Consider the following 24,057-nt stretch of genomic DNA (forward strand, 5'->3'; position numbering starts at 1 on the left):
GTGTCCGGCCCTCGGCGTGTCCGGGGGCCGGACAGCTTTCAGCGGCCAATTTCTAGCGGATGGCGCGGTAGGGAACGCCGCCGCTTCCCGCCTGGCGTTGGCGGATCAGGCGGATATAGGTCGCGGCCAGTCCGCCGTTGATCCGGTCCCAGCTGTATTTCTCGCTGCGCCGAACACCGGCCATGCCATGCGCGTGGCGCAGTTCGGGATTGCCGCAATAGGCCTGCAGCGCATCGGCGAATTCCACCGTGGCCCCTGGGCGCACCAACTGGCCGGTCACGCCATGCTCGACCAGGCTTTCGCTGCCGGTCGCGCGCGCGGCGACCACGGGCAATCCGCACGCCATGGCCTCAAGCGTCACGTTGCCGAAGGTCTCGGTGATCGAGGGGTTGAAGAACAGATCCATGCTGGCGACCGCACGGCCCAGATCCGCCCCGCCCTGAAAGCCTGCGAACACCGCGCCGGGAAGCCGCGATTCGAACCAGCCGCGCGCTGGCCCCTCGCCCACCACCAGCACCTGATGCGGCACGTTGCGGCGGATCAGCCGGTCGATGGTGTCTGAGAACACATCGAGGCCCTTTTCCATCACCAGCCGTCCGAGAAAGCCGATCACCGGGACATCGTCCTTCAACCCCAGGCTGCGGCGCCAGTCCATGTCGCGCACTTGCGGGTTGAAGATGTGCTTGTCGACGCCGCGCGACCAGATGCCGACATCATAGCTCATCCGCTGTTCGCGCAGCACCTGCGCCATCGAATCGGACGGCGCGACGATGGCGTCGCACTTGCGGTACAGGCGGCGCAGGATCGCCTCGAGCACCGGCTCCAGAAACGCCATGTTGTAATAGCGCGGATAGGTCTCGAACCGGGTGTGCACCGACCCCAGCACCGGCAGGTTGTGCTTCTGCGCCCAGCGCACCGCGCTGTGCCCGGCGCTGTCCGGGCTGGAGACATGCACGATGTTGGGCGCGAAGCGGTTGAGGTCCTTCTTGATCGACGGCGGCAGCAACGTGGTGACGCGATATTCGCTGCGCCCCGGGATCGGCAGCGAGGGCAGGCTCACCAGATCGCCCGCAGGCTCGAACGCCGGGGTCTTGGTGGTGGGCGAATAGACACGCACCGCCGCGCCATGGTCGAGCAGCCAGCCCACCAGCCGGTTGAGCGCCTGGTTGGCGCCATCGCGCACGTAATTGTAGTTGCCGCTGAACAGCGCTATGCGAAGATCGGAAATATCCATGATCGCCCCGCCTTAGGCGCGCGCCGACCGAAAAGCCAGAGCGCGTGGGCCGCCGCTCACGCCTCTGCCACGGCCTGTTCGACCGGCGGCAGCAGGCGGATGCGCGTGACCCGGCGTTCGTCGCCATCGACGATCTCCAGCCGCCAGCCGCTTTCATGGTCTAGGATGCGTCCGGGCGCGGGCACCTCGCCCGCCAGGATGAAAGCCAGCCCGCCCAGCGTGTCGACATCCTCGTCGATCTCGCCCAGCGCGGAATCGATCAGCTTGGCGACATCGTCGAGCTCGGCGCGGGCATCCGCGTCCCAGCTGCCGTCCTCGCTGCGGGTCACCAGGGTCTCGGGCTCGTCGTCGTGCTCATCCTCGATGTCGCCGACGATTTCCTCGACCAGATCCTCAATCGTCACGAGCCCCTCGGTGCCCGAATATTCGTCGATGACAATGGCAAGGTGCGTGCGCGTCTGGCGCATTTCGGCAAGCAGATCGAGCACGCCCATGGTTTCGGGAACGAAGCGCGGCTGGCGGATCAGATTGTCCCAGGTGTCGGGCCGCGGACCATCGGTGGCGATGATCGGGAAGACGTCCTTGATATGGACCATGCCGACGATGTGATCGAGCGAACCTTCGTACACCGGTACACGGCTGTGGCCGTGTTCGGCAAATATCTGGACCAGCGCATCGAAGCTGGCATGCTTGTCGATGGCGATGATGTCGCTGCGCGGCACCGCGACATCGTCGACGTCGTGCTCGCTGAAGTGCAGCAGGTTGCGCAGCATCTCGCGCTCGACGCGGGACAGGTCTCCCTTGGCGGAAGCTCCGTCGCCATCGTCATCATCCTCATGCTCGTCGATGGCCTCTTCGAGCTGGGCGCGCAACGACTGGTCGTGGCTTTCTCCGAACAGCAGGGCCTTCAGACCCCGCCAAATTCGCCCCGTGCCCTCGTCGTTCGCAGCGGATTTACCGCCGCCATTACTGTCTCCGTCTGCCATGACTGGCTGTATCTTAACCCCGCTCTTGGTTGTTTTGGGAAAGCGCCACGCAATTACGCTGCGTCAATATGGATTGTCCAACCCCAGATTGGCAAGGGCTTTCACTTCCAGCTCCTCCATATGCACCGCACCGGCTTCCTCGATATGGTCATAGCCCACCAGATGCAGCGCGCCATGCGCGATCAGATGGGTGGCGTGGGCCGCGACCGTGATGCCCTTCTCCGCAGCCTCGCTGGCGCAGGTCTGGAAGGCGAGCATGATGTCGCCGAGCAGGACCTCGCCATCGTCGGTGTTGGCCAGCGCCCCCAGCATATCTGGTTCCAGCATCGGGAAGGACAGCACGTTGGTCGGCTTGTCCTTGCCGCGATAGTCGCGGTTGAGCGCGTGGACCTCATCATCGGTTCCGAAATGCACGCTCACCGAGACGGTGAACCGCGCATCGGCGAGGCTGCCATAGGGGCTGACCGCGAGGGCTGCGGCAACGGCGCGGGTGGCCAGCGCCTCCCAGTCGGTGTCCGACGGCCACAGCGGATCGGTGGAGGTTTCGGTTTCGATCATGGAATCAAGCCCGTCCCGTCATTCCGGCAAACGCAGGGGTGACGGGCTAGATGATGGGGACCGCGTGATGCGAGCCTCACGCATCCTTGCCCTCATAGGCCTCCACGATTCGGCCGACGATCGGGTGGCGGACCACGTCGGCGGCGGTGAAGCGCACCGTGCCGATGCCCTGCACGCCCTCGAGCCGGCTCACCGCATCGGCAAGGCCAGACGCGCCGACGCCGCCGGGAAGATCGACCTGCTTGGGGTCGCCGCAGATCACCATCCGGCTGTTCATGCCGAAACGGGTCAGGAACATCTTCATCTGCGCAGGGGTGGTGTTCTGCGCCTCGTCAAGGATGATGAAGCTGTCAGCCAGCGTCCGGCCGCGCATGAACGCCAGCGGGGCGATCTCGATCTCGCCGCTGGCGATCCGCCGCTCGACCTGTTCGGCAGGCAGCGTGTCGTAGAGCGCGTCGTAGAGCGGGCGAAGGTACGGATCGACCTTCTCCTTCATGTCGCCGGGCAGGAAGCCCAGCCGCTCGCCCGCCTCGACCGCGGGGCGCGACAGGATCAGCCGGTTGACGCTGCCGGTGATCAGCTGGCTGACCGCCTGCGCCACCGCCAGATAGGTCTTGCCGGTGCCCGCCGGGCCCAGTGCGAAGATGATGTCGTCGCGTACCAAGGATTTCATGTACTCGGTCTGCGTCGCCGAACGCGGCACGATGGTCTTCTTGCGCGTGCGGATCATGATGCCGGGCGGTTCTGCCACCTCGGAGCGCACAATGCCTTCGAGCGTCGGCTCAGCCGACATGCTGATCAGCGCCTCGACCGCGCCTTCATCGATATCCAAACCTTGCTCGATCCTTTTGTGCAGCCCTACCAGCACGTCGCGCGCGCGCGCCGCGCTTTCGGCCTCGCCCTCGATCTGGATGCGGTTGCCGCGTGCAGCGATATAGACGCCAAGCCTGTTCTCGATCGCGACGAGGTTCTTGTCGAACTGGCCGAACAGAGGGCCGAGCAATGTCGGCTCATCGAATTCCACCCCGATCCGCGCCTTGTTGGCGGGTTCGGGCCGGTTGAACGGGAAATCGGTGCCATAGACCGGGGAGAGCCTGGCGCTCTGCGGTTCGGGCTTGCCGCGAAACTTGCCGCCATCGCCGCCGCGCCGGTCGCCGCCGCTGCTGCCGCCCTGCTTGCGCGCCATCAGGCGGTCACCAGCGCAAGGGCCTGGCCCTCGAGGCTGTTGGGCCCGGCGGAGACAAGTTCGACATCGATCAGATCGCCGATCCCGGCGCCGGGCGCCACGACATGCACCGATTGCAGCCAGGGCGACTTGCCGACCAGCTGACCCGGCTTGCGGCCCTCGCGTTCGAGCAGCACGCGCGTGCGCTGGCCGAGGGTGGTCTGGTTGAAGGCCTGTTGCTGCTCGCCCAGCAATGACTGCAGGCGCTGCAACCGCTCGTCCATGATCTCGGGGCTGATCTGATCCTCCATGTCGGCAGCGGGCGTGCCGGGGCGCGATGAATATTTGAAGCTGTAGGCCTGCGCGTAATTGGCGGCGCGCACGATATCGAGCGTCGCCTGGAAGTCCGCCTCGGTCTCGCCGGGGAAGCCGACGATAAAGTCACCCGAAAGCGCGATATCGGGCCGTGCGGCCCGCACCTTGTCGATGATCGCCAGATAGCTCGCCGCATTGTGGCTGCGGTTCATCGCCTTGAGGATGCGATCCGAGCCCGACTGCACCGGCAGATGCAGATAGGGCATCAGCTTGTCGATATCGCGATGCGCGGCGATCAGGCCGTCGGTCATGTCGTTGGGATGGCTGGTGGTGTAGCGGATCCGCTCCAGCCCGGGCATCGCGGCCAGCACCTCGATCAGCCCTTCGAGCCCCTGGCTGCGGCCGCTGGCATCATCGCCCGTCCAGGCGTTGACGTTCTGGCCGAGCAGGGTGATTTCCTTCACCCCGCCATCGACCAGCGCCTTGGCCTCGTCGACCAGATCAGCGAACGGGCGGCTGATTTCGGCACCGCGGGTATAGGGCACCACGCAATAGGTGCAAAACTTGTCGCAGCCTTCCTGCACGGTGAGGAAGGCGGAAGGGCGCGGCTGGCGGGCGCGTCCGGGCAGCGCACTGAATTTGGTGACCGCAGGCATGTCGGTGTCGACCGCCGTTTTCCGGGTGCTGCGCGCCTGCTCGATCAATTGCGGCAGGCGGTGATAGGCCTGCGGCCCGACGACGATGTCGACGGTCGGTGCACGCCGGGCGATTTCCTCGCCCTCGGCCTGCGCCACACAGCCTGCGACCGCGATCATCGGCTTGGAACCGTCTTCGCGCTTCAACCGACCGATATCCGAATAGACTCGCGCCACTGCCTTCTCGCGGATGTGGCAGGTGTTGAGGATCACCAGATCGGCATCCTCGCGCTGCTCTGCGGCCTGCATTCCCTGCGCGCTTAGCATCTCGCCCATCCGCTCGCCGTCATAGACGTTCATCTGGCAGCCGAACGAGGTGACGAAATAGCGGCGGGGTCCGCCTTCCGCATCAGGCACGGAAGACGGGGGCACAAGTGTATCGGTGGATTGGCTCATGGATACAGCCGCTATACAGCCGGAATGCGGCCCAAGGAAGCAGAAAGCGCCGACTCGATGCGCACCCGCGCCTCGGCTGCGATCGCCTTGCGCCCGGGGAAATCGGCGGGGCTGAACGGCTCCAGGAAATGCAGCGTGACCTCGAAGCTGCCCTTGCGGGTGAACAGCCGCAGCGCGTTGTTGGGCGCGGTCTCTTCCCCCACCCAGGCGATGTCATGCGCCGACGCGCCGTAATCGAGGTACATCGGCTGAACCATCACGCCCGGCGGCGGCGGATCGAGCACCTGCAGCAGCGGCGACTTGAACGGCAGCAGGCTGCTGCCATCGGTGGTGGTGCCTTCGGGGAAGATCGTGATCGCCCAGGTCTCGCTCAGCGCATCGCGCAGTTCGTTGATCTGCCCGGCAATCCCCATGCGGTTGCTGCGCGAGACGAACACGGTGTCGTTGAGCTTGCACAGCCAGCCGACCACCGGCCAGCTCTTGATGCCGTCCTGCGCCACGAAAGCGCTGCCGTTGCGTCCGGCGATGACCGGGATGTCGAGCCAGCTCAGATGGTTGGCGATGTAGAACACATCGCGCTTGAGCGGTGTCCCGACGATCTTCACCCGCGCGCCGCAGGCACGGCCGACGGTGCGCAGGAACAATTTGGGCCAGGGATTGGAGAGCCTCAGCGTGCGCCAGATGTAATAGAGCGGAACCATCACCACCAGCGCCACCACGATCAGCCCTGCCCTCAGCGCCAGCCGCACCCGGCCGATCGGCCCGGGATCACGCCAGTGCAGATGCGCCATGTCGGGCGTATCGGGATACAGCGGCGGCGGAGGCGCGGGGGCCGCAAGAGCCTCGCTCATACGCGGTCAGTCTTTGCGGTCGATCGAGACGCCGTACAGTTCCATCCGGTGATCGACCAGCCGATAGCCCAGCTTTTCGGCGATCAGTTTCTGCAGCGCTTCAAGCTCCGGATCGACGAATTCGATCACCTTGCCGGTCTCGACATCGATCAGATGGTCGTGATGCGCCTCGGGCGCAGCTTCGTAACGCGCACGGCCGTCGCCGAAATCGTGGCGGTCGAGGATGCCCGCCTCTTCGAACAGCCGCACCGTGCGATAGACGGTGGCGATCGAGATGCGCGGGTCGATGGCGGAGGCGCGTTCGTGCAACCGCTCGACATCGGGATGATCATCGGCTTCGGACAGGACGCGAGCGATCACGCGCCGCTGATCCGTGATCCGCAGGCCGCGATCGGCGCACAGCGCCTCCAGGTCGATTTTCTGGCGCATGCTGCCCCTTTGACTGCCGTTGATGGTCCAAACCAGACCTGCTGCGCACTAAGGCAGCACCGTGACTGGCCGACGCGGACGATACCGCGCCTGCCAGCCAATTTATCGTGCATCGCAGCAATTGCAACCGCCAGCGGTGGCGGCGCGGCGCGAGCGGTTATTTTACCGGACGCTTGCCCGGCTTGCGGCCCAGACCAATCTTCTTGGCCAGTTCGCGGCGGGTGGCGGCGTAATTCGGTGCGACCATCGGGTAATCGGCGGGCAGGTTCCAGCGCGCGCGATATTCGTCCGGGGTCATGTTGTAATGGGTCATCAGATGGCGCTTGAGCATCTTGAGCTTTTTGCCGTCTTCCAGGCACACGATATAGTCGGGCTTGATCGAGGCGCGCACCGATACCGCAGGTTCGGGACGCTCGACTTCGGCCACCACTTCAGACGGCGACAGGCCATTGAGCGCACGGTGGACGTTTTCGATAAGGGTAGGAATGTCTGACACGGCAACGCTGTTGTTGCTGACATGTGCAGCCACAATGTCTGCTGTAAGCGTGATCAGCGTTTCGTGCATTTCAAATTCGGTGTCCGCCATAATGAATGATCCCGTTTCTATATTTTGATTAACGACCCTTAATCCGACACTATGTCCGGACGGGCGCGGTATGCAAGAACAGACTGCTGGCGTCAATGTCATTGTTGCCAGTCAGCGCCACTCGATTGGCAAATGTAACATGATAAGGAACCGATAATTTGCGCAACTACTTATAGTGTCAGGGCAAGTGTCAGTGCATCATAAAGCTTAGAATCGGCGCCCTTATAGTAATTCTTGCGCAGACCGACCTGAGTGAAACCAAATTTATGGTAAAGATGACTGGCAGGATTGTTGCTTCGCATCTCGAGAAAAATCCGGCCAACGCCTGCATCTTTCGCATTTTCAATCACTTGGGTGAGAAGCGAAGAACCAGCCCCAAATTGACGCCATTCTGGTATAACCGCAATCAGCAAAAGTTCTTCCTCGTCCCCGATGCGACGCGACATCGAAAAACCGATCGGCTCACCGGGCTGCGCTTCGGGCGGGCGCGGAAGAATTTCAGCGACGATCGTGTGCGTCAGCGGCATCGCCAGCATCGAGCGGGTCTGGCTGTGGTTCCATGCCTCGCCATAGACCGGATCGAACGCCGCCTGCATGACCTGCATGATCGGCCCGACCGCGGTGTCGGCCGCGAGGCCGGAAATCAGCTGATACGGTGGCGGATCAGCATCTGGGCTGCGGGCCCCGGCCATCACGCTCAAACCGGTGCGGCTGCGGGGGCAGGCGGCTGGACCGCCATCGGCTTGGCATCCGCGCCGCGTCCATAGACCGGATCGGCCGCCAGCGTGCGCGCGTCGGGCGCGAGCAGCAGCGCGGACCGTGCATCGGGCAGCAGCGGCTGCGCCGTGCCGAAACCGCGCGCGGCGACCAGCGCCTGCGCCATCGATCCTGCGACATGCATGCGGGTGCAGGCAGCCGCCGCAGCGTCCGGCGTCAGCGAGGCCAGCGCGCCGGTCGCGACACCCCGGGCATCGAAGCCCTGGACGAAATATTCCCCATGCCCGCCGGTCATCGCCACATCGACCCCTGCGCCATCGGCGGCTTCTGCCAGCGCCATCGCGGCGACCAGAGACAGCGTGGAATAGCCGCTGACCGGCACGTTCCACGCGAGGCCCAGCGCGCGCGCGGCGGCGAGCCCCACTCTGACACCGGTAAAGCTACCCGGCCCGCAGTTGACCAGAACCGCTGCGGCGCGGCCCTTGCCAGGCAGCCGCGCGATCATTGGCACCAGCCTTTCGGCATGGCCGCGACCCATCACCGCATGGTCGAAGGCGATCAGCGCCCCGCGGTCGAACAGCGCGACCGAGCATGCCTCGGTGGCGGTGTCGATGACGAGAAGGGTATCGGGTTCGGGTGCCATACCCGATCCGCGCTAGCCGATTGTGTTGAAGCGGTCAAAACCGGGGCGCGGGCTGCGGCCGAAAATCGTCGACGGATCGCCGTAGCCAAGCGTCGAAATGAAGTTCGACTTCACATTGGGCTGATCGGCAAAGAACGCGGCATCGACTGCGGCATTGTCGAAACCGGACATCGGACCGGTGTCGAGCCCCAGCGCGCGCGCCGCCATGATGAAATAGGCACCCTGCAGCGACGAGTTGCGCAGCGCGGAGTCGCGGCGGAACTGCTCCTTGCCCTCGCCGATGAACCAGCTGCGCGCATCGGTGTGCGGGAAAAGCTCGGGCAGCAGTTCGTAAAATTCGAGGTCCATGCCGATGATCACCGAGACCGGCGCTGCCATGATCTTGGTGGCGTTCGCCTCCATGCAGCACGCCGCGAGCTTGCGCTTGGCCTCGTCCGACACGCACCACACCAGCCGCGAGGGCAGCATGTTGGCCGATGTCGGCCCCATCTTCATCAGATCCCAGATGGCATGCAGCTGCTCGGTCGAAACGCTCTGGTCGGTATAGCCGTTATAGGTCCGCGCGGTGCGGAAAAGCTGGTCGAGCGCGCTGTCGTCGAGCGGTGCAGTCATGAAATCCGAAATCCTTGTTGCAGGCGTTAGGGGAGGATGATCGGCAGACGCGCGTCAGGCGGCGCGGACCTCGATCACCTCGGGCACATAATGCTTGAGCAGCGATTCGATGCCGTGCTTGAGCGTCGCGCTGGACGACGGGCAGCCCGAACAGGCGCCCTGCATCTGCAGATAGACTACGCCCTTGTCGAACCCGCGATAAAGGATGTCGCCGCCATCATTGGCGACCGCGGGGCGGACGCGCGTCTCGATCAGTTCCTTGATCTGCGCGACGATGTCCTCGTCCTCGGGATTGCTCGGCCAATCGGAATCTTCCGCCGGCACCGCAATCCCGGCTGCGGTTGCTGCGCGGAACAGCGGCATGTCCGCCGAGAAATGATCGAGCAGCACCGAAAGCACATCGCCCTTGAGGCTGGACCAGTCGGTCCCCGGCCCTGCGGTGACCGAAATGAAGTTGTGGCCGAAGAACACGCCGGTCACATCGCCAAGGCCAAACAGCGCCTCTGCCAATGGCGAGGCCACGGCCTCTTCGGGCGAGGCGAAATCGCGGGTTCCCATGTCCATGACCTTGCGGCCCGGAAGGAACTTGAGCGTGGCGGGGTTCGGGGTGGTTTCGGTTTCTATCAGCATGCCACGGTATCTGGGGCAGCGGCCCGCGCTTCGCAAGGCAGTTTTTCTTTCAGCCGCCCAGCCCCGGCGCCGCATTCGGCCCGGATTGCGCAGACCATCTGCCGCATATTCACTGGCCAGTCAGAATTGCGCTGCCTATACATTGCCGCATGACCTTTCCCCTGATGCGCCCTGCGCGCGTGGCCGCTGCGCTGGCGGCGCTTTCCCTGGTTCTTTCCGCGCCTTTAGTGGCCCAGCTGCCGGGCGAGCCCGTGGCCAGCGGCACCGACGAAAATGGCAAGCCGCTGCGGCCGCCAAATCTGGAACCCGGTGAAAAGACGCCCTGGCTTTACCGTGGCAGCAACGTGCCGGTCGACAAGGAATGGACCTTTGGCGAGCTGAGCAACGGCGTGCGCTATGCGGTGCGCCGCAACGGGGTTCCGCCGGGCCAGGTTTCCATCCGCGTCCGGATCGATGCCGGATCGATGATGGAGACCGATGCCGAGCAGGGCTTTGCCCATCTGCTCGAGCATCTGACCTTCCGCGGGTCCAAATATGTCCCCGATGGCGAGGCAATTCGCATCTGGCAGCGGCTGGGTGCAAGCTTCGGCAGCGACAGCAACGCCGAGACCACGCCCACCCACACCGTCTACAAGCTCGACCTGCCCGCCGCGACGCCCGCCGGGCTGGACGAGAGCATGAAGATCCTGTCGGGCATGATCCGCGAGCCAGGGCTGACCGCAGAGGCAGTGACCGCCGAGGTGCCGGTGGTGATGGCCGAGCTGCGCGAGCGTTCGGGCGCGCAGGTGCGCGTCGGCGATGCCACGCGCCAATTGTTCTTCGCCGGGCAGAAGCTTGCCGAACGCTCGCCGATCGGCAAGCCCGAGACGCTGAACGCGGCGACATCGCCAGCGGTGCGCGCCTTCCACGAACGCTGGTACCGGCCCGAGAACACGGTCATCGTGATCGCAGGCGATGTCGAGCCCGCAACGCTCGAGGCGCTGATCAAGACGCATTACGGTGACTGGAAGGTCAAGGGCAAGCAGGCCCCCTATCCCGGCTTCGGCGCGCCGGACCCGGCAAAGCCCGTGGCGCGCGCCATGGTCGAGCCGGGCTTTCCCTATCTGGTGAGCATGGGAATCCTGCGGCCGTGGAAGCCGGTCAACGACACGATCGCCTATAACCAGCAACTGCTCATCGACCTGGTCGCGACCCAGTTGATCAACCGGCGGCTGGAAGGCCGCGCGCGGGGCGGCGGCAGCTTCCTGCAAGCGCAGGTGAACGCCGAGGACGTCAGCCGCTCGGTCGACGGCACGTTCGTCTCGATCGTGCCGATCGGCGATGACTGGCAGGCTGCGCTTGCCGATGTGCGCGGCGTGCTGGCCGACGCCACCACCACCGCGCCCACGCCCGAAGAGATCGCCCGCGAAATGGCCGAGTTCGACGCCGCGCTCGCGGTGCGTGTCGAAAGCGCCGAGACCGAGGCCGGTTCCAAGCAGGCCGACGACATCATCGGCGCAGTCGATATCCGCGAAACCATCGCCGCTCCGCAGACCGCGCTCGACGTGTTCCGCGGGATGACCGCGATGTACACCCCCGAGCGGCTGCTCGAGGCGACCCAGCGGCTGTTCAGCGGAGTTACCACGCGTGCGATCCTGATCTCGCCCCAGGCCGTGCCCGAAGCCGAAAAGCTGCTCAACACCGCGCTCACCCGCGACGTGACCGCCGATGCCAGCGCCAGGCTGGCGGCCGCAGCGGTGACCTTCGATGATCTGCCCGACCTCGGCGCGCCGGGGAAGGTGACCCAAGTCACCGATCTGAGGATGCTGGGCATCGAGATGGTCGAGCTGTCGAACGGCGTGAAGGCCATCCTCTATCCCAATGATGCCGAAGTCTCCAAGATCATGGTCAAGGTCCGCTTCGGCAACGGCTATCAGGCCTTCCCCGCCGACAAGCCTTCGCTCGCCTGGGCGGGCCAGGCCGCGCTGGTCGCCAGCGGCGTCGGCGAGATCGGGCAGGAAGGGCTCGACCGGCTGACCAACGGCCGCCGCATCGGCTTCGGCTTCGAGATCGAGAACGACGCGTTCGCCTTCTCCGCCGACACCCGCCGGAGTGATCTGGCCGACCAGCTCAAGCTGCTCGCTGCCAAGCTTGCCGCGCCGCGCTGGGACCCCAACCCGGTGCGCCGCGCCAAGGCGGGGACCGAGCTGGCCTATCGCAGCTTCTCGATGTCGCCGCAGACGGTGCTCGAGCGCGATCTGAGCTATCTCACCCGCAACCGCGATCCGCGCTGGAAGGTGCCGAGCCCGCAGGATGCCGCCGCGCTGACCCCCGAGGCGTTCCGCGCCACCTGGGAACCCCTGCTCGCGCAGGGACCGATCGAGGTGCTGCTGTTCGGCGATTTCGAAAAGGCCGAGGCACTCGCCGCGCTCGAGAAGACCTTTGGCGCTCTGCCCCCGCGCGCAGCGGTTCCGGTGGTGAGCGGTGCCGATTCGCTTACCTTCCCCGCCCCCACCGCAGAGCCCGTCGTGGTGCGGCATGAAGGTGCGCCCGATCAGGCGGCGGCGTTCCTCGGCTGGCCGACCGGCGGCGGCATCATCGATGTCCAGGAAAGCCGCCAGCTCGAGATCCTGACCGCGATCTTCAACAGCCGCCTGTTCGATCAGCTGCGCGCGCAGGCAGGGGCAAGCTACGCTCCGCAGGTGCTCAACAACTGGCCGATCGCATTCGACAAGGGCGGTTATGTCGGCGTGATCGGACAGCTTGCGCCCGAAAATGTCGGCAAGTTCTTCGACATCGCCAACTCGATCGCAGCAGACCTTGCCGCCACGCCGGTGAGCGCCGACGAGCTGTCCCGGGCGACCGAACCGCTGCGGCAGCTGGTGTCGCGGGCCAGCACCGGCAACAATTTCTGGCTCAACCAGCTGCAAGGCGCGACCCGCGATCCGCGCCGGATCTCTGCGCTGCGCACGATCCTGCCGGACTACACCGTGACCACGCCCGAAAGGATGCAGGCGCTGGCCGCGAAATATCTGGTCAAGGACAAGGCATGGTCGTTCGTGGTCCTGCCCGAGGAGGCGCCCGCACCCACGGGTCGCTGAGGTCAGACCGAAACCAGACGTCCAGACGCAAGAACGCCCCGGCGGGATGATCCCGCCGGGGCGTTTTGGTGTTCAGGCCCGTGTTGCGGGCGGATTGTCGATCAGGACAGCTGACCGGGCATTTCGTCGGGGCCGCGGCCCGGCTCGATCACATCGGGCTGGACGGGGTCCATCTCGGGCGGCTCTCGAACCGGATCTTCCATCGGCGGGTCGTTGACGGGCAACTCGCTGGGGGTTTGCGGATCGATACGGTCAGGCGGGGGAATTGCAGGATCTTCGGGACGTGTAGCCATGATGAGGTTCCTTTCGGTGTCATATCTACGCCTGCCCGGTCACCCGGTTGCGCCATCGTGGCACCTGTCGCCATGAAAACCCCAGATTTGCCCCCCTTGCCCTTTGTGGCAACCTTCTTTAGACGCACGCGCTTGATTACCGCGACGCGGGCGTGGCGAAACTGGTAGACGCGCCAGATTTAGGTTCTGGTATCGAAAGATGTGGGGGTTCAAGTCCCTTCGCCCGCACCATCGTCCTGATGGCCGGGAAAGGGAGCAATCACCCTTTCAAAACATGGAAAGACAAGAGTTTAAGCCGATGCAGATTGTCGAGACGCTGAACGAAGGCCTCAAGCGGGCCTATACCATCACCATCGCTGCCAAGGATCTGGAAGCACGGGTGGATGCAGAAGTGAAAAAGATTGCCCCGCAGGTGCGGATGCCCGGCTTCCGCCCCGGCAAGGTGCCTGCGAATCTGATTCGCAAGATGCATGGCGAGTCGATTCATGCCGATGCGCTGAACTCGACCATCCAGGAAAGCGTCGACAAGGCGATTCGCGAGAACAACCTGCGTCCCGCCATCCAGCCTTCGGTCGATCTGGCCGAGGATTATGCCGCAGGCAAGGACGCCGAAATCAAGCTGTCGCTTGAAGTCTTGCCGCAGGTGCCTGCACCCTCGATCGATTCGATCACGCTGGAGCGGCTGACCGTCGAGCCCGGCGATGCCGCGGTGACCGAAGCGCTGCAGCGCATCGCCGATGGCCAGAAGAGCTACGAGACCGCCGCCAAGAGCTACAAGGCCAAGGACGGCGACCAGGTGATCATCGACTTTGAAGGCAAGGTCGATGGCGTTCCGTTCGAAGGCGGCAAAGGCGAAGGCATGGCCGTCGTCATCGGTTCGGGTCAGCTCATCCCCGGCTTCGAAGACCAGCTCGTCGGCCTCAAGGCCAATGACGAAGCCGTCATCAACGTGACCTTCCCCGCCGAATACGGCGCCAAGGATCTGGCCGGCAAGGCCGCGACCTTCGACATCGTCGTGGGCGAAGTGAAGAAGCCTGGCGACACCAAGCTGGACGACGATTTCGCCAAGTCGCTTGGTCTCGAGAGCCTCGAGCAGCTCACCGGCCTGATCAAGGGCCAGCTTGAGCAGGAACTGGGCGGCCTGACCCGCACCCACATGAAGCGTCGCCTGCTCGACCAGCTCGCCGAAACCCATGATTTCGAAGTCCCGCCCTCGATGGTGGAAGCCGAGTTCGAGCAGATCTGGGCGCAGCTGGAACAGGAAGCATCGCAGGAAGAAGACGTCGAGGCCGCGCGCGCCGAGATGGAAAAGGACCGCGAGGAGTATCGCTCGATCGCGGTGCGCCGCGTGCGTCTGGGCCTGCTGCTCTCCGAGATCGGCCAGGCCAATGGCGTGGAAGTCTCGCAGCAGGAAATGAGCATGCTGGTAGCACAGGCCGCGCAGCAGTATCGCCAGGAAGACCGCCAGCGCTTTGCCGAATACATTCAGCAGACGCCGATGGCCGCAGCCCAGCTGCGCGCCCCGCTGTATGAGGACAAGGTCGTCGACTTCCTGTTCGACAAGGCGACGATCACCGAGCGCAAGGTGACTCGCGAGGAACTGGAAGCCGCGATCGAAGCCGAGGAAGACGGCGGTCACGTCCATGGGCCCGATTGCGGTCACGACCATGGCCATGACGAAAAGCCCAAGGCCAAGAAGGCTGCTCCGAAGAAGGCGGCCAAGAAGGACGCCGAACCCGCTGCACAGCCCGAAGCCGAAGCTGCTCCTGAAGCTGCTGAAAAGCCCGCGAAAAAGGCGCCTGCCAAAAAGGCTGCTGCAAAGGCTGAAGAGCCTGCCGCAGAAGTTGCAGACGCCAAGCCTGCTGCAAAGAAGGCCGCTCCGAAAAAGGCTGCCGCCAAAAAGGCCTGACCATCACGCATTGCCTGACCCTCTCCCTTGATGGGAGAGGGTTGCGCAGACTTGGCAGCTCGCTGCCTAGTCGAAGCTGGGTGAGGGTGTCAGCGACGCTGGCGCTTCCCATCACCCTCATCCAACTGCGCCTAGCCGCGCTTCGCTCGGCAAGGCTTCGTATCCTTCTCCCATCAAGGGAGAAGGCAAGCCTGCTGTCAAATCAGCGCGGCGCCGCCATCGGGGCTTGAACTCTTGGGCAAACAGGCCGATTTAGACGGCTGATATACAAGAGCAGAAAGAAGGCCCGTTTATGTACGATACCGTCCGCGATGCTTTGGTTCCGATTGTCATCGAGCAGTCGAACCGCGGAGAGCGCAGCTTTGACATTTTCTCGCGGCTGCTGCGTGAGCGTATCGTGTTCGTCACCGGCGAGGTCGAGGACAACATGGCCTCGCTGATCGTGGCGCAGCTGCTGTTCCTCGAATCGGAGAATCCCAAGAAGGATATCTCGATGTACATCAACTCGCCCGGTGGCGTGGTCACCGCCGGCATGGCGATCTATGACACCATGCAGTACATCCGCCCTCGCGTGGCGACCGTGTGCATCGGCCAGGCCGCATCGATGGGCAGCTTCCTGCTCGCTGCAGGCGAACCCGGCATGCGCACCGCGCTGTCGAACGCCCGGATCATGGTGCACCAGCCTTCGGGCGGCGCGCGCGGCATGGCATCGGACATCGAGATCCAGGCGCGCGAGATCCTGCGCATTCGCAAGCGCATGAACGACCTTTACGTGCAGTTCACCGGCAAGGACCTTGCGACCATCGAAAAGGCGATGGATCGCGACACCTTCCTGGAAGCGCACGAGGCCAAGGAATTCGGCCTGGTCGATCATGTGATGGAAAAGCGCCCTTCGCCCTCTGAAGATTCAGGGAATTAACAGGTTTTGCATCCTATATCAGGATGCCCCGTTGCCTGTGCTGCTGCAGGTTCAGGCGCGACACCGATCGGCATGATCGGTGTTGCGTGTTGAATTCTGCGTTTTTGGCATTAGGCTGAAACGTCACGTTCCGGGCACCCAAGCGCCGGAACAGAAGGAAGAGCTATGACCAAGCTGAGCGGTTCCGATTCGAAGAGCACCCTGTACTGCTCTTTCTGCGGAAAATCGCAGCATGAAGTGCGCAAGCTGATTGCCGGGCCCACCGTGTTCATCTGCGATGAGTGCGTCGAGCTGTGCAACGACATCATCCGCGAGGAATCCAAGGCTGGCCTGGCTGGCAAGAAGGATGGCGGCGTACCTACCCCGCAGGAAATCTGCGACGTGCTGAACGATTACGTCATCGGCCAGAACCGCGCCAAGCGGGTGCTGTCGGTCGCGGTGCACAACCACTACAAAAGGCTCAACCACTCGGGCAAGGGCTCGGGCGAGGTTGAACTTGCCAAGTCGAACATCCTGCTCGTCGGCCCCACCGGCTGCGGCAAGACGCTGCTCGCGCAGACGCTGGCCAAGACCTTCGACGTGCCCTTCACCATGGCCGATGCTACCACGCTGACCGAGGCGGGTTATGTCGGCGAGGATGTCGAGAACATCATCCTCAAGCTGCTCCAGGCCTCCGACTACAACGTCGAGAAGGCGCAGCGCGGGATCGTCTATATCGACGAGATCGACAAGATCAGCCGCAAGGCCGAAAACCCCTCGATCACCCGCGATGTCTCTGGCGAAGGTGTGCAGCAGGCTTTGCTCAAGCTGATGGAAGGCACCACCGCCAGCGTTCCGCCGCAGGGCGGGCGCAAGCATCCGCAGCAGGAGTTCCTGCAGGTCGACACCACCAACATCCTGTTCATCTGCGGCGGGGCGTTTGCGGGTCTGGAAAAGATCATCGGTGATCGTCTGCAGGGCAAGTCGATCGGGTTCGGCGCGCATGTCGCCTCGCCCGAGGAACGCAAGACCGGAGAGATGCTCACCAAGACCGAGCCTGAGGATCTGCTCAAGTTCGGCCTGATCCCCGAATTCGTCGGTCGCCTGCCGGTCATCGCGACCCTGGAAGACCTGGATATCACCGCGCTGGTGCAGATCCTCAAGGAGCCCAAGAACGCGCTGATCAAGCAGTATCAGAAGCTGTTCGAGCTCGAGGACGTGGAGCTGAGCTTCACCGAGGACGCGCTCGAGGCGATCGCCAAGAAGGCGATCGAACGCAAGACCGGCGCACGCGGCCTGCGCTCGATCGTCGAGGCGATGCTGCTCGATACCATGTTCGAGCTTCCCGGCATGAAGGGCGTTGCCGAGATCGTGGTCGACAAGGATGTGGTCGAGGGCCGCAAGGACCCGATCCAGGTGTTTGCCGCCAAGGACAAGATCGAGGCGGGCGACGCCGCCTGATCGATCGATCGCTGCTTGCCGCGGCGATTCCGGACTGATTGAAAAGGGCGCGGGGGCTGACCTCCGCGCCCTTTTTGCATCGCCGGGCGCGAGTCGAGGCGTTCGCAAGTGCAGCATGCGCGGCCATGTCGCAAACATCGCCATTTTGCCGCGCAGAGGCGTGTCATTTATGCCGCAGTTGCGAACAAAACGTCCTGAAGCGTCAACAAGGGTCCCAAGCCCGATTGGCCTGCAGGGTGCCTGATGATTATTCAAAGTCCTGATTTATAACGATATATTGTCAGGGAAAAGCGGGCGTCGAGCCACTGTCATATCGTGACTTAAAACTGTCACATATCCTTCACATTGTTTTCGCTTTTATGTCCTTAGCGCCGACTAGTGCGCCGCTCATCTCTTGATTGTGAGAGCGCTTTCATAGCCGCCAGTGTCCACCGGGCGGCAAGAAACGGGGAAAAGACACATGCAAATTCGCTATTATCTCGCAGCGAGCGCTGCGGCGCTCTCGCTGGCCACCGTCATGGCGGCCCCTGCGCATGCTCAGGAAACGACTTCGTCTATCCGTGGTTCCGTCACCGGCGACGGCCAGCCGCTGGTCGGCGCTGAAGTCCGCGTCATCCACACCCCTTCGGGCACCGTGGCTTCGACCGTCACCGATTCGTCGGGCACGTTCAGCGCATCCGGCCTGCGTCTCGGCGGTCCCTTCACCATCGAAGTGAACGCGCCGGGCTTTGAACAGTCGTCGGTCACCGACATCTTCCTGCAGGCAGGCCAGCCCTTCCGTCTGCCGATCGAACTGCAGTCGCAGGCCGTCATCGTCGTGACCGCATCGTCGATCGCCGCATCCACCTCGCTGGAATCGGGCGCAGGCACCGTGCTGACCGCGCGTGACATCGCAGGCGTTTCGAACGTCAACCGCGACATCCGCAACCTGGCCGCACGCGATCCGCGCGTGAACCTCGATCCCACCAACGGCGGCGCGATCTCGATCGCGGGACAGAACAACCGCTTCAACCGCTTCACCGTCGACGGCGTCGCGTTCGGCGATCCTTTCGGTCTGGAAGCCGGCGGCCTGGTGTCGACCCGCGGTCCGGTTCCGCTCGATGCGATCGGCGAATTCTCGGTCGAAGTCGCGCCTGTCGACATCCAGCAGGGCTTCTTCCAGGGCGGCGCGATCAACGCGCAGCTCAAGTCGGGTTCGAACCGCTTCACGGGCCTTGCCGGCTTCTATTATGCCGATGACAGCCTGCGTGGCGACACCGCCCGCGGCCTGCGTCGTGCTGGTGCCTATGAATCGAAGATCTACACCGCGCAGCTCACCGGCCCGCTCATCAAGGACAAGCTGTTCTTCTCGCTGACCTATGAGCGGCTGCGTGACGTGGTGCCCGCACCCCTCGAACCGGCAGCTCTGGGCATTACCGATGCGCAGATCAGCAACATCTCGTCGATCGCGCAGAGCGTCTACAATTTCGACACCCAGGGCGTCGCCGGAAACATTCCGGAAAAGGACGACAAGTTCGTCGCCAAGGTGGACTGGAACATCGCCGACGGTCACCGCGCGACCTTCACCTACATCTACAACAAGGGCAACGTGACCGCTGGCCAGACCGGCATCGGTGCACTGGCGGCGACCAACCCGAATTTCGCCTTGCTCTCGAACAACTACAACCAGGGCGCCACCAACCACTTCGGCATCGTCCAGTTCAACGACCAGTGGACCGACAACTTCTCGACCCAGCTGCGTGCGTCCTACGCCGACTATGTCCGTCTGCAGCAGCCCTTCGGCGCCAATGCATTCGGTGAGTTCCGCACCTGCCTTGACCCGGTCTCGCCTGCTCCGATCACCGGTCAGACCGCTGCCCAGGCAGCCCTTGCCTGTTCTGCAGGCCAGCGCCAGCTGACCTTTGGTCCGGACGTCAGCCGCCAGGCCAACGAACTGGATGCTCAGTCGCTGAACATCGAGTTCCAGGCCACGCTGCAGCTCAACAACCACACGCTGAAGCTGATCGCCGAGCGCCGCACGCAGGACATCCGCAACCTGTTTGCACAGCGCGTCTCGGGCGCCTTCTACTTCGACTCGATTGCAGGGCTTCAGAACCGTCGCGCCAGCGAGCTCGACTTTGCCGTTCCGCTGCGCGGCGGCATCGACACCGTCACCGCCGAGTTCGAGAACAACAGCTGGACCTTCGGTCTGCAGGACACCGTTGATGTCACCGACACTCTGGTCGTGACCGCCGGTTTCCGCTGGGACCTGTTCGACACGCCGGATCGCCCTTTCGTCAACAACGACTTCTTCAACCGCTTCGGCTTCACCAACGCGCAGACCCTCAACGGTCGCCAGCTGTTCCAGCCGCGCTTCGGCCTGAACTGGAAGCCGACCGATCGTCTGACCATCCGTGGTTCGGCAGGTCTGTTCGGTGGCGGCAACCCCAACGTGTGGATTTCGAACAGCTATTCGAACCCCGGTCCGACGCTGGGCCGCGCGCAGGTTCGCCGTGTGCAGGGCCTCAACGGTGCACCTGATACCTTCGCGATCGCAGGCATCACCGGCCTGACCGCCGCGCAGGTGCAGGCCATCGGCGCTGCCACGCTGAACAACGTCTCGGGCGGCACCGGCATCCCGCAGGCACTGATCGATGCGATCCGCACCACCGGCACCGCACAGGCACCGACCAACGCGCTCGACCCGAACTTCAAGGTGCCCTCGCAGTGGCGCGTTTCGGGAACCATCGACTATAACGCCGATCTCGGCTTCCTGGGCGACAACTGGAACTTCGGCGTCGATGTGGTCTATTCGAAGGTGAAGGACGGTCTGGAATGGACCGACCTGCGCTCGGTCGCGACCGGCGTTCTGCCCGACGGCCGTCCGCGCTACAGCGTGCTGCCCGGCCAGGGCGCGACCACCAACACCGACATCCTGATGACCAACCGTGATCAGGGTTACAGCTGGAACATCGTGGCCCGGTTCGACAAGCGCTGGGACAACGGCCTGCGTCTGGGCGGTGCCTATACCTACCAGCGTGCCAAGGATCTCAACCCGGGCACCTCGTCGGTGGCGTTCTCGAACTACACCAACTCGGCGGCAGAAGATCCGAACTTCTCGGCTTATGGCATCTCCAACTACCAGCGTGACGATGCCTTCCGTCTGGTGGCCGGATATGACGCAAAGCTGTTCGGCGACAACACCACCCGGTTCGAGCTGTTCTTCAACTCGCTCTCGGGCCAGCGCTACAGCTACACCTTTGCCGACCAGGCATCGGGCAACAACCGTTCGGCGGTCTTCGGTACCACCGGCACCAACAACCGCTACACCATGTATGTGCCCAATGTCGCCTCGGCGACGGCCGACCCGCTGGTCAGCTATGCGGCTGGCTTCGACTTTGCCGGCTTCCAGCGCTTCGTCCAGGGTTCCGAGCTGAACAAGTATCAGGGCCGCATCGCACCGAAGAACATCGGCAAGAGCCCCCGCTACAACAAGCTCGACCTGTCGCTGCGTCAGGAAGTTCCGTTCGTGCTGGGTACCAAGCTCGAGCTGCTGGCGGACGTCGAAAACGTCCTCAACCTGCTCGACTCCGATTGGGGCACCATCCGTCAGGTTGGCTTCCCCTATTACGGCACGCTGGTGAACGTGACCTGCGCAACCCCGGCCTGCACTCAGTATGTGTATGCCAACCGCACCGGCACCACGTTCCAGCGTCCGGCCGAAGCGGTGAACTTCAACGGTTCGCTGTGGTCGGTTCGCTTCGGCGCACGCATCACCTTCTGATCTAGCCTATTCCCTTCATGGGAGAGGATCGGGGCGCGGTGGTTTCGACCATCGCGCCCTTTTTCTTAGGCCATGTCTCGAGCGTTACGGACACGAAAAAGCCCCCTGTTCCGTCTGTGGAACAGGGGGCTTTTTGATTGGCGAACGGTTGGGCTCAGCCCTTCAGATCGGGCGGAAGCGCTTCGTCCTTGAGCATAGCGACGACCTCGTCGAGGCTGAGGAACTGCTGCTGCTGCTGCCCCAGGCGGCGCAATGCAACGGTGCGCTGTTCGGCCTCCTGCTTGCCGACCACCAGGATGTTGGGGACGCGTCCGACCGAATGCTCGCGCACCTTGTAGTTGATCTTCTCGTTGCGCAGATCCTCCTCGACGCGGATTCCCGCCGCCTGCAGCGCTGCGACCACCTCGCGCGCGTAATCGTCGGCGTCCGAAACGATCGTCGCGACCACCGCCTGCACCGGCGCGAGCCATAGCGGGAACTTGCCCGCATAATGCTCGATCAGGATGCCGATGAAACGCTCGTAGCTGCCCAGGATCGCCCGGTGCAGCATGATCGGGCGGTGGCGGTTGCCATCCTCGGCGATGTAGCTGGCATCGAGCCGCTCGGGCAGCACGGTATCAGTCTGGATCGTGCCGACCTGCCAGGTACGGCCGATCGCATCGGTGAGATGAAACTCCAGCTTGGGCGCGTAGAAGGCGCCTTCGCCCGGAAGCTCTTCCCAGCCCCAATCTTCCGTGTTGCGGCCCGTGGCGGCGACCGCATCGCGCATCGACTGCTCCGACCAGTCCCACATTTCGTCGGTGCCGAAGCGCTTTTCGGGGCGCAGCGCGAGCTTGATGGCGTAATCGCCAAAGCCCAGGTCCTTGTAGACGACATCGAGCAGGTCGCAGAACTGGCTGATCTCCTGGACCAGCTGGTCCTCACGGCAGAAGATGTGCGCGTCGTCCTGCGTGAACTGGCGCACCCGCATCAGCCCGTGCAGGGCGCCGTGCGGCTCATTGCGGTGGCAGCAGCCCATCTCGGCGAGCCTGAGCGGCAGGTCGCGATAGCTCTTGATGCCCTGGCGGAAGATCAGCACGTGCGCGGGGCAGTTCATCGGCTTCAGCGCCATCCAGGCAGCATCATTCGACACCACCGGGCCTTCGTCCTCGGTGTTGGGCACCTCGTCGGGGATGACGAACATGTTCTCGCGATATTTGCCCCAGTGCCCGGACTGCTCCCACTGGCGCGCATCCATCACCTGCGGTGTCTTGACCTCGAGATAGCCCGCGGCATCGAGACGGCGGCGCATATACGCTTCGAGCGCCCGGTAGATCACGAAGCCGCGCGGGTGCCAGAACACGCTGCCGTGCGCCTCGGCCTGCAGATGGAACAGGTCCATCTCCGCGCCGATCTTGCGGTGGTCGCGCTTGGCGGCCTCTTCCAGCCGGACCAGATGCGCATCGAGCTGCTTCTTGTTGAGCCAGCCGGTGCCATAGATGCGCGAGAGTTGCGGGTTGCGCTGGTCGCCGCGCCAGTAAGCCCCCGACACGCGCGTCAGCTTGAACGCTGCCGGATCGAGCCTGCCGGTCGAGGCGAGATGCGGCCCGCGACACATGTCCATCCACTCGTCGCCCGACCAGTAGACGGTGATCTCGTCGCCCTGCGGCAATTCGGCGGCCCATTCGGCCTTGAAGGTCTCGCCCTGCTCGGTCCAGCGCGCGATCAGCGCGTCGCGCTCCCATACTTCGCGGCGCAGCGGCTTGTTGGCGGCGATGATGCGGCGCATCTCCGCTTCAATCACCGGCAGGTCCTCGTCGGTGAACGGGCGTTCCTTTGGCGCAAAGTCGTAATAGAAGCCATCGTCGGTCGAAGGGCCGAAGGTGATCTGCGTTCCCGGGAACAGGCTCTGCACCGCTTCGGCCAGGATATGCGCGAAATCGTGCCGCGCCAGCTCCAGCGCATCGGCCTCGTCGCGCGCGGTAACCAGCGCCAGCTGCGCATCGCCCTCGAACGGCCGCATGATATCGCGCAGCTCGCCATCGACCCGCGCGGCGATTGCCGCCTTGGCAAGGCCGGGGCCGATCGCGGCCGCGACATCCGCCGGAGTCGACCCTTGCGGCATCTCGCGCACCGAACCATCGGGCAGGCTGATCTTCAGAAGCTCGGACATATTGCGTGTCTTTCCTGTCGCTTGTTCCTGCGCCATGGCACAATCCGGCGCAGCCCAAAAGGGGCCAAGTTTCAGCGCCTGGGATGAAAAGGAAGTGCGAGGAGCCGACGCCAGAGCCACCCGCACCGGGCGGCTGGAACGTCGCAGCAATCAGCCCGCGACGAACCGCCCCCGGTTGCCCGGAGTGGTGGTAGTCGCAAGGGTTGTGCGGATGCTCGCCATGGGCGGGGTATAGCGGGGATTGGCAGGCGAGTCACTAGGGCGGGTGCGATCCCTTTCCCCTCCCGCATGCGAGAGGGGTGGCTGAGCCGCAGGCGAAGCCGGGGTGGGCGTGACCCGCAGCGAATTCCAGGCCCACCCCGGCCCGGAAAGCCGGGCCTGCCCCTCCCGCAAGCGGGAGGGGAGAGCAGTTGCACGACAAGCTCCCCAAACCTTTTATCAAGGATACTTGACATTCGCCCTGTAAAAAGACAATGCTCCTTTACATCGAATCAAGGGAGCTTGACCATGAATGCTTATTTCCATGCGCTGTGCTGGGCGCTTGCCATGATGGGGCTGGCGGTGCTGAACACCTTTGACGTGATCACCGACGGCACGGCGCAGGCGCTGTTCACCACGCTGCCGATCCTCGCGGTGATCTCGATCAACGCCAGGGGCCGCTGCGTGCGGCGCAAGGCCGCCTGA

At 64.0% G+C, this 24,057-nt stretch carries 20 protein-coding genes and 1 tRNA gene; 7 read left to right on the forward strand and 14 right to left on the reverse strand.

The genetic code is table 11. The annotated features are described in order from the left end of the window. Positions 1-52 precede the first annotated feature (52 nt). The 12 genes from BSY18_RS13935 to BSY18_RS13990 all read right to left on the reverse strand — a co-directional run bounded on the left by BSY18_RS13935 (position 53) and on the right by BSY18_RS13990 (position 9,817). Positions 53-1,234: a glycosyltransferase family 4 protein gene (locus tag BSY18_RS13935; RefSeq protein ID WP_069050922.1), complete on the reverse strand. Its 1,182-nt coding sequence runs from the start codon at positions 1,232-1,234 to the stop codon at positions 53-55. Between the two features lie 56 nt (positions 1,235-1,290). Continuing rightward, positions 1,291-2,220: a hemolysin family protein gene (locus tag BSY18_RS13940; protein WP_069050923.1), complete on the reverse strand. Its 930-nt coding sequence runs from the start codon at positions 2,218-2,220 to the stop codon at positions 1,291-1,293. A 63-nt stretch (positions 2,221-2,283) separates the two neighbouring features. After that, positions 2,284-2,778, reverse strand: coding sequence for an rRNA maturation RNase YbeY (ybeY, locus tag BSY18_RS13945; protein ID WP_069050924.1), 495 nt, complete (start codon positions 2,776-2,778; stop codon positions 2,284-2,286). Between the two features lie 76 nt (positions 2,779-2,854). Next, positions 2,855-3,964, reverse strand: coding sequence for a PhoH family protein (locus BSY18_RS13950; protein ID WP_231684023.1), 1,110 nt, complete (start codon positions 3,962-3,964; stop codon positions 2,855-2,857). After that, entirely contained in the window at positions 3,964-5,349 is a 1,386-nt protein-coding gene (gene miaB, locus BSY18_RS13955; protein WP_069050925.1) for a tRNA (N6-isopentenyl adenosine(37)-C2)-methylthiotransferase MiaB, read from the reverse strand. Before miaB ends, BSY18_RS13950 begins: the two co-directional genes overlap by 1 nt. A gap of 11 nt (positions 5,350-5,360) precedes the next feature. Further along, entirely contained in the window at positions 5,361-6,200 is an 840-nt protein-coding gene (locus BSY18_RS13960) for a lysophospholipid acyltransferase family protein (RefSeq protein ID WP_054135690.1), read from the reverse strand. A gap of 6 nt (positions 6,201-6,206) precedes the next feature. Further along, positions 6,207-6,629: a Fur family transcriptional regulator gene (locus BSY18_RS13965; RefSeq protein ID WP_054135691.1), complete on the reverse strand. Its 423-nt coding sequence runs from the start codon at positions 6,627-6,629 to the stop codon at positions 6,207-6,209. A gap of 157 nt (positions 6,630-6,786) precedes the next feature. Further along, entirely contained in the window at positions 6,787-7,215 is a 429-nt protein-coding gene (locus BSY18_RS13970; RefSeq protein WP_054135692.1) for a MucR family transcriptional regulator, read from the reverse strand. A 170-nt stretch (positions 7,216-7,385) separates the two neighbouring features. Further along, positions 7,386-7,907, reverse strand: a complete 522-nt coding sequence (locus tag BSY18_RS13975) for a GNAT family N-acetyltransferase (protein WP_236823519.1) — start codon at positions 7,905-7,907, stop codon at positions 7,386-7,388. Positions 7,908-7,912: 5 nt separating this feature from the next. Then, entirely contained in the window at positions 7,913-8,575 is a 663-nt protein-coding gene (tsaB, locus tag BSY18_RS13980) for a tRNA (adenosine(37)-N6)-threonylcarbamoyltransferase complex dimerization subunit type 1 TsaB (RefSeq protein WP_069050926.1), read from the reverse strand. A gap of 12 nt (positions 8,576-8,587) precedes the next feature. Continuing rightward, on the reverse strand, positions 8,588-9,187 hold the full coding sequence (locus BSY18_RS13985; protein ID WP_069050927.1) for a malonic semialdehyde reductase: 600 nt from the start codon (positions 9,185-9,187) through the stop codon (positions 8,588-8,590). Between the two features lie 54 nt (positions 9,188-9,241). Further along, on the reverse strand, positions 9,242-9,817 hold the full coding sequence (locus BSY18_RS13990; RefSeq protein ID WP_069050928.1) for a NifU family protein: 576 nt from the start codon (positions 9,815-9,817) through the stop codon (positions 9,242-9,244). Positions 9,818-9,966: 149 nt separating this feature from the next. Between BSY18_RS13990 and BSY18_RS13995 the strand changes: the two genes are divergently transcribed. Next, positions 9,967-12,897, forward strand: a complete 2,931-nt coding sequence (locus BSY18_RS13995) for a M16 family metallopeptidase (protein WP_054135696.1) — start codon at positions 9,967-9,969, stop codon at positions 12,895-12,897. Between the two features lie 101 nt (positions 12,898-12,998). Here BSY18_RS13995 and BSY18_RS14000 read toward each other — a convergent pair whose 3' ends face one another. Then, a complete protein-coding gene (locus BSY18_RS14000) occupies positions 12,999-13,190 on the reverse strand; it encodes a hypothetical protein (protein ID WP_054135697.1) in 192 nt (63 codons plus the stop codon). A 146-nt stretch (positions 13,191-13,336) separates the two neighbouring features. On the opposite strand from BSY18_RS14000, the gene BSY18_RS14005 reads away from it, so the two are divergent. From BSY18_RS14005 to BSY18_RS14025, 5 genes are all read left to right on the forward strand, one after another. After that, positions 13,337-13,421, forward strand: a tRNA-Leu gene (locus BSY18_RS14005). 67 nt (positions 13,422-13,488) lie between these two features. After that, positions 13,489-15,099 (forward strand): trigger factor, encoded by a 1,611-nt coding sequence (tig, locus tag BSY18_RS14010; RefSeq protein WP_069050929.1) that lies wholly within the window; start codon positions 13,489-13,491, stop codon positions 15,097-15,099. Between the two features lie 292 nt (positions 15,100-15,391). Continuing rightward, a complete protein-coding gene (gene clpP, locus BSY18_RS14015) occupies positions 15,392-16,018 on the forward strand; it encodes an ATP-dependent Clp endopeptidase proteolytic subunit ClpP (protein WP_054135699.1) in 627 nt (208 codons plus the stop codon). Between the two features lie 165 nt (positions 16,019-16,183). After that, positions 16,184-17,458 carry an ATP-dependent Clp protease ATP-binding subunit ClpX gene (clpX, locus tag BSY18_RS14020; RefSeq protein WP_017671687.1) on the forward strand — a complete coding sequence of 425 codons (1,275 nt, stop codon included), beginning with the start codon at positions 16,184-16,186 and terminating at the stop codon, positions 17,456-17,458. A gap of 460 nt (positions 17,459-17,918) precedes the next feature. Next, complete coding sequence (locus tag BSY18_RS14025) at positions 17,919-21,221, forward strand: TonB-dependent receptor (RefSeq protein ID WP_069050930.1); 3,303 nt, start codon at positions 17,919-17,921, stop codon at positions 21,219-21,221. 154 nt (positions 21,222-21,375) lie between these two features. Here BSY18_RS14025 and thrS read toward each other — a convergent pair whose 3' ends face one another. Further along, positions 21,376-23,373: a threonine--tRNA ligase gene (gene thrS / locus BSY18_RS14030; RefSeq protein ID WP_069051920.1), complete on the reverse strand. Its 1,998-nt coding sequence runs from the start codon at positions 23,371-23,373 to the stop codon at positions 21,376-21,378. Between the two features lie 507 nt (positions 23,374-23,880). Here thrS and BSY18_RS21280 point away from each other — a divergent pair. Then, on the forward strand, positions 23,881-24,057 hold the full coding sequence (locus BSY18_RS21280; protein WP_171900240.1) for a hypothetical protein: 177 nt from the start codon (positions 23,881-23,883) through the stop codon (positions 24,055-24,057).

The sequence above is a fragment of the Blastomonas sp. RAC04 genome (genome assembly GCF_001713435.1).
Taxonomy (GTDB): domain Bacteria; phylum Pseudomonadota; class Alphaproteobacteria; order Sphingomonadales; family Sphingomonadaceae; genus Blastomonas; species Blastomonas fulva.

What these genes read in the sequence shown, in the direction of transcription:
- BSY18_RS13940 (WP_069050923.1), bottom strand. Translation starts at nt 2,220, where the DNA reads ATGGCAGACGGAGACAGTAATGGCGGCGGTAAATCCGCTGCGAACGAC.
- BSY18_RS13960 (WP_054135690.1), bottom strand. Translation starts at nt 6,200, where the DNA reads ATGAGCGAGGCTCTTGCGGCCCCCGCGCCTCCGCCGCCGCTGTATCCC.
- BSY18_RS21280 (WP_171900240.1), top strand. Translation starts at nt 23,881, where the DNA reads ATGAATGCTTATTTCCATGCGCTGTGCTGGGCGCTTGCCATGATGGGG.
- BSY18_RS13965 (WP_054135691.1), bottom strand. Translation starts at nt 6,629, where the DNA reads ATGCGCCAGAAAATCGACCTGGAGGCGCTGTGCGCCGATCGCGGCCTG.
- BSY18_RS14000 (WP_054135697.1), bottom strand. Translation starts at nt 13,190, where the DNA reads ATGGCTACACGTCCCGAAGATCCTGCAATTCCCCCGCCTGACCGTATC.
- tig (WP_069050929.1), top strand. Translation starts at nt 13,489, where the DNA reads ATGCAGATTGTCGAGACGCTGAACGAAGGCCTCAAGCGGGCCTATACC.
- clpX (WP_017671687.1), top strand. Translation starts at nt 16,184, where the DNA reads ATGACCAAGCTGAGCGGTTCCGATTCGAAGAGCACCCTGTACTGCTCT.
- BSY18_RS14025 (WP_069050930.1), top strand. Translation starts at nt 17,919, where the DNA reads ATGCAAATTCGCTATTATCTCGCAGCGAGCGCTGCGGCGCTCTCGCTG.
- BSY18_RS13985 (WP_069050927.1), bottom strand. Translation starts at nt 9,187, where the DNA reads ATGACTGCACCGCTCGACGACAGCGCGCTCGACCAGCTTTTCCGCACC.
- BSY18_RS13935 (WP_069050922.1), bottom strand. Translation starts at nt 1,234, where the DNA reads ATGGATATTTCCGATCTTCGCATAGCGCTGTTCAGCGGCAACTACAAT.
- miaB (WP_069050925.1), bottom strand. Translation starts at nt 5,349, where the DNA reads ATGAGCCAATCCACCGATACACTTGTGCCCCCGTCTTCCGTGCCTGAT.
- BSY18_RS13990 (WP_069050928.1), bottom strand. Translation starts at nt 9,817, where the DNA reads ATGCTGATAGAAACCGAAACCACCCCGAACCCCGCCACGCTCAAGTTC.
- BSY18_RS13950 (WP_231684023.1), bottom strand. Translation starts at nt 3,964, where the DNA reads ATGGCGCGCAAGCAGGGCGGCAGCAGCGGCGGCGACCGGCGCGGCGGC.
- ybeY (WP_069050924.1), bottom strand. Translation starts at nt 2,778, where the DNA reads ATGATCGAAACCGAAACCTCCACCGATCCGCTGTGGCCGTCGGACACC.
- tsaB (WP_069050926.1), bottom strand. Translation starts at nt 8,575, where the DNA reads ATGGCACCCGAACCCGATACCCTTCTCGTCATCGACACCGCCACCGAG.
- BSY18_RS13970 (WP_054135692.1), bottom strand. Translation starts at nt 7,215, where the DNA reads ATGGCGGACACCGAATTTGAAATGCACGAAACGCTGATCACGCTTACA.
- thrS (WP_069051920.1), bottom strand. Translation starts at nt 23,373, where the DNA reads ATGTCCGAGCTTCTGAAGATCAGCCTGCCCGATGGTTCGGTGCGCGAG.
- clpP (WP_054135699.1), top strand. Translation starts at nt 15,392, where the DNA reads ATGTACGATACCGTCCGCGATGCTTTGGTTCCGATTGTCATCGAGCAG.
- BSY18_RS13995 (WP_054135696.1), top strand. Translation starts at nt 9,967, where the DNA reads ATGACCTTTCCCCTGATGCGCCCTGCGCGCGTGGCCGCTGCGCTGGCG.
- BSY18_RS13975 (WP_236823519.1), bottom strand. Translation starts at nt 7,907, where the DNA reads ATGGCCGGGGCCCGCAGCCCAGATGCTGATCCGCCACCGTATCAGCTG.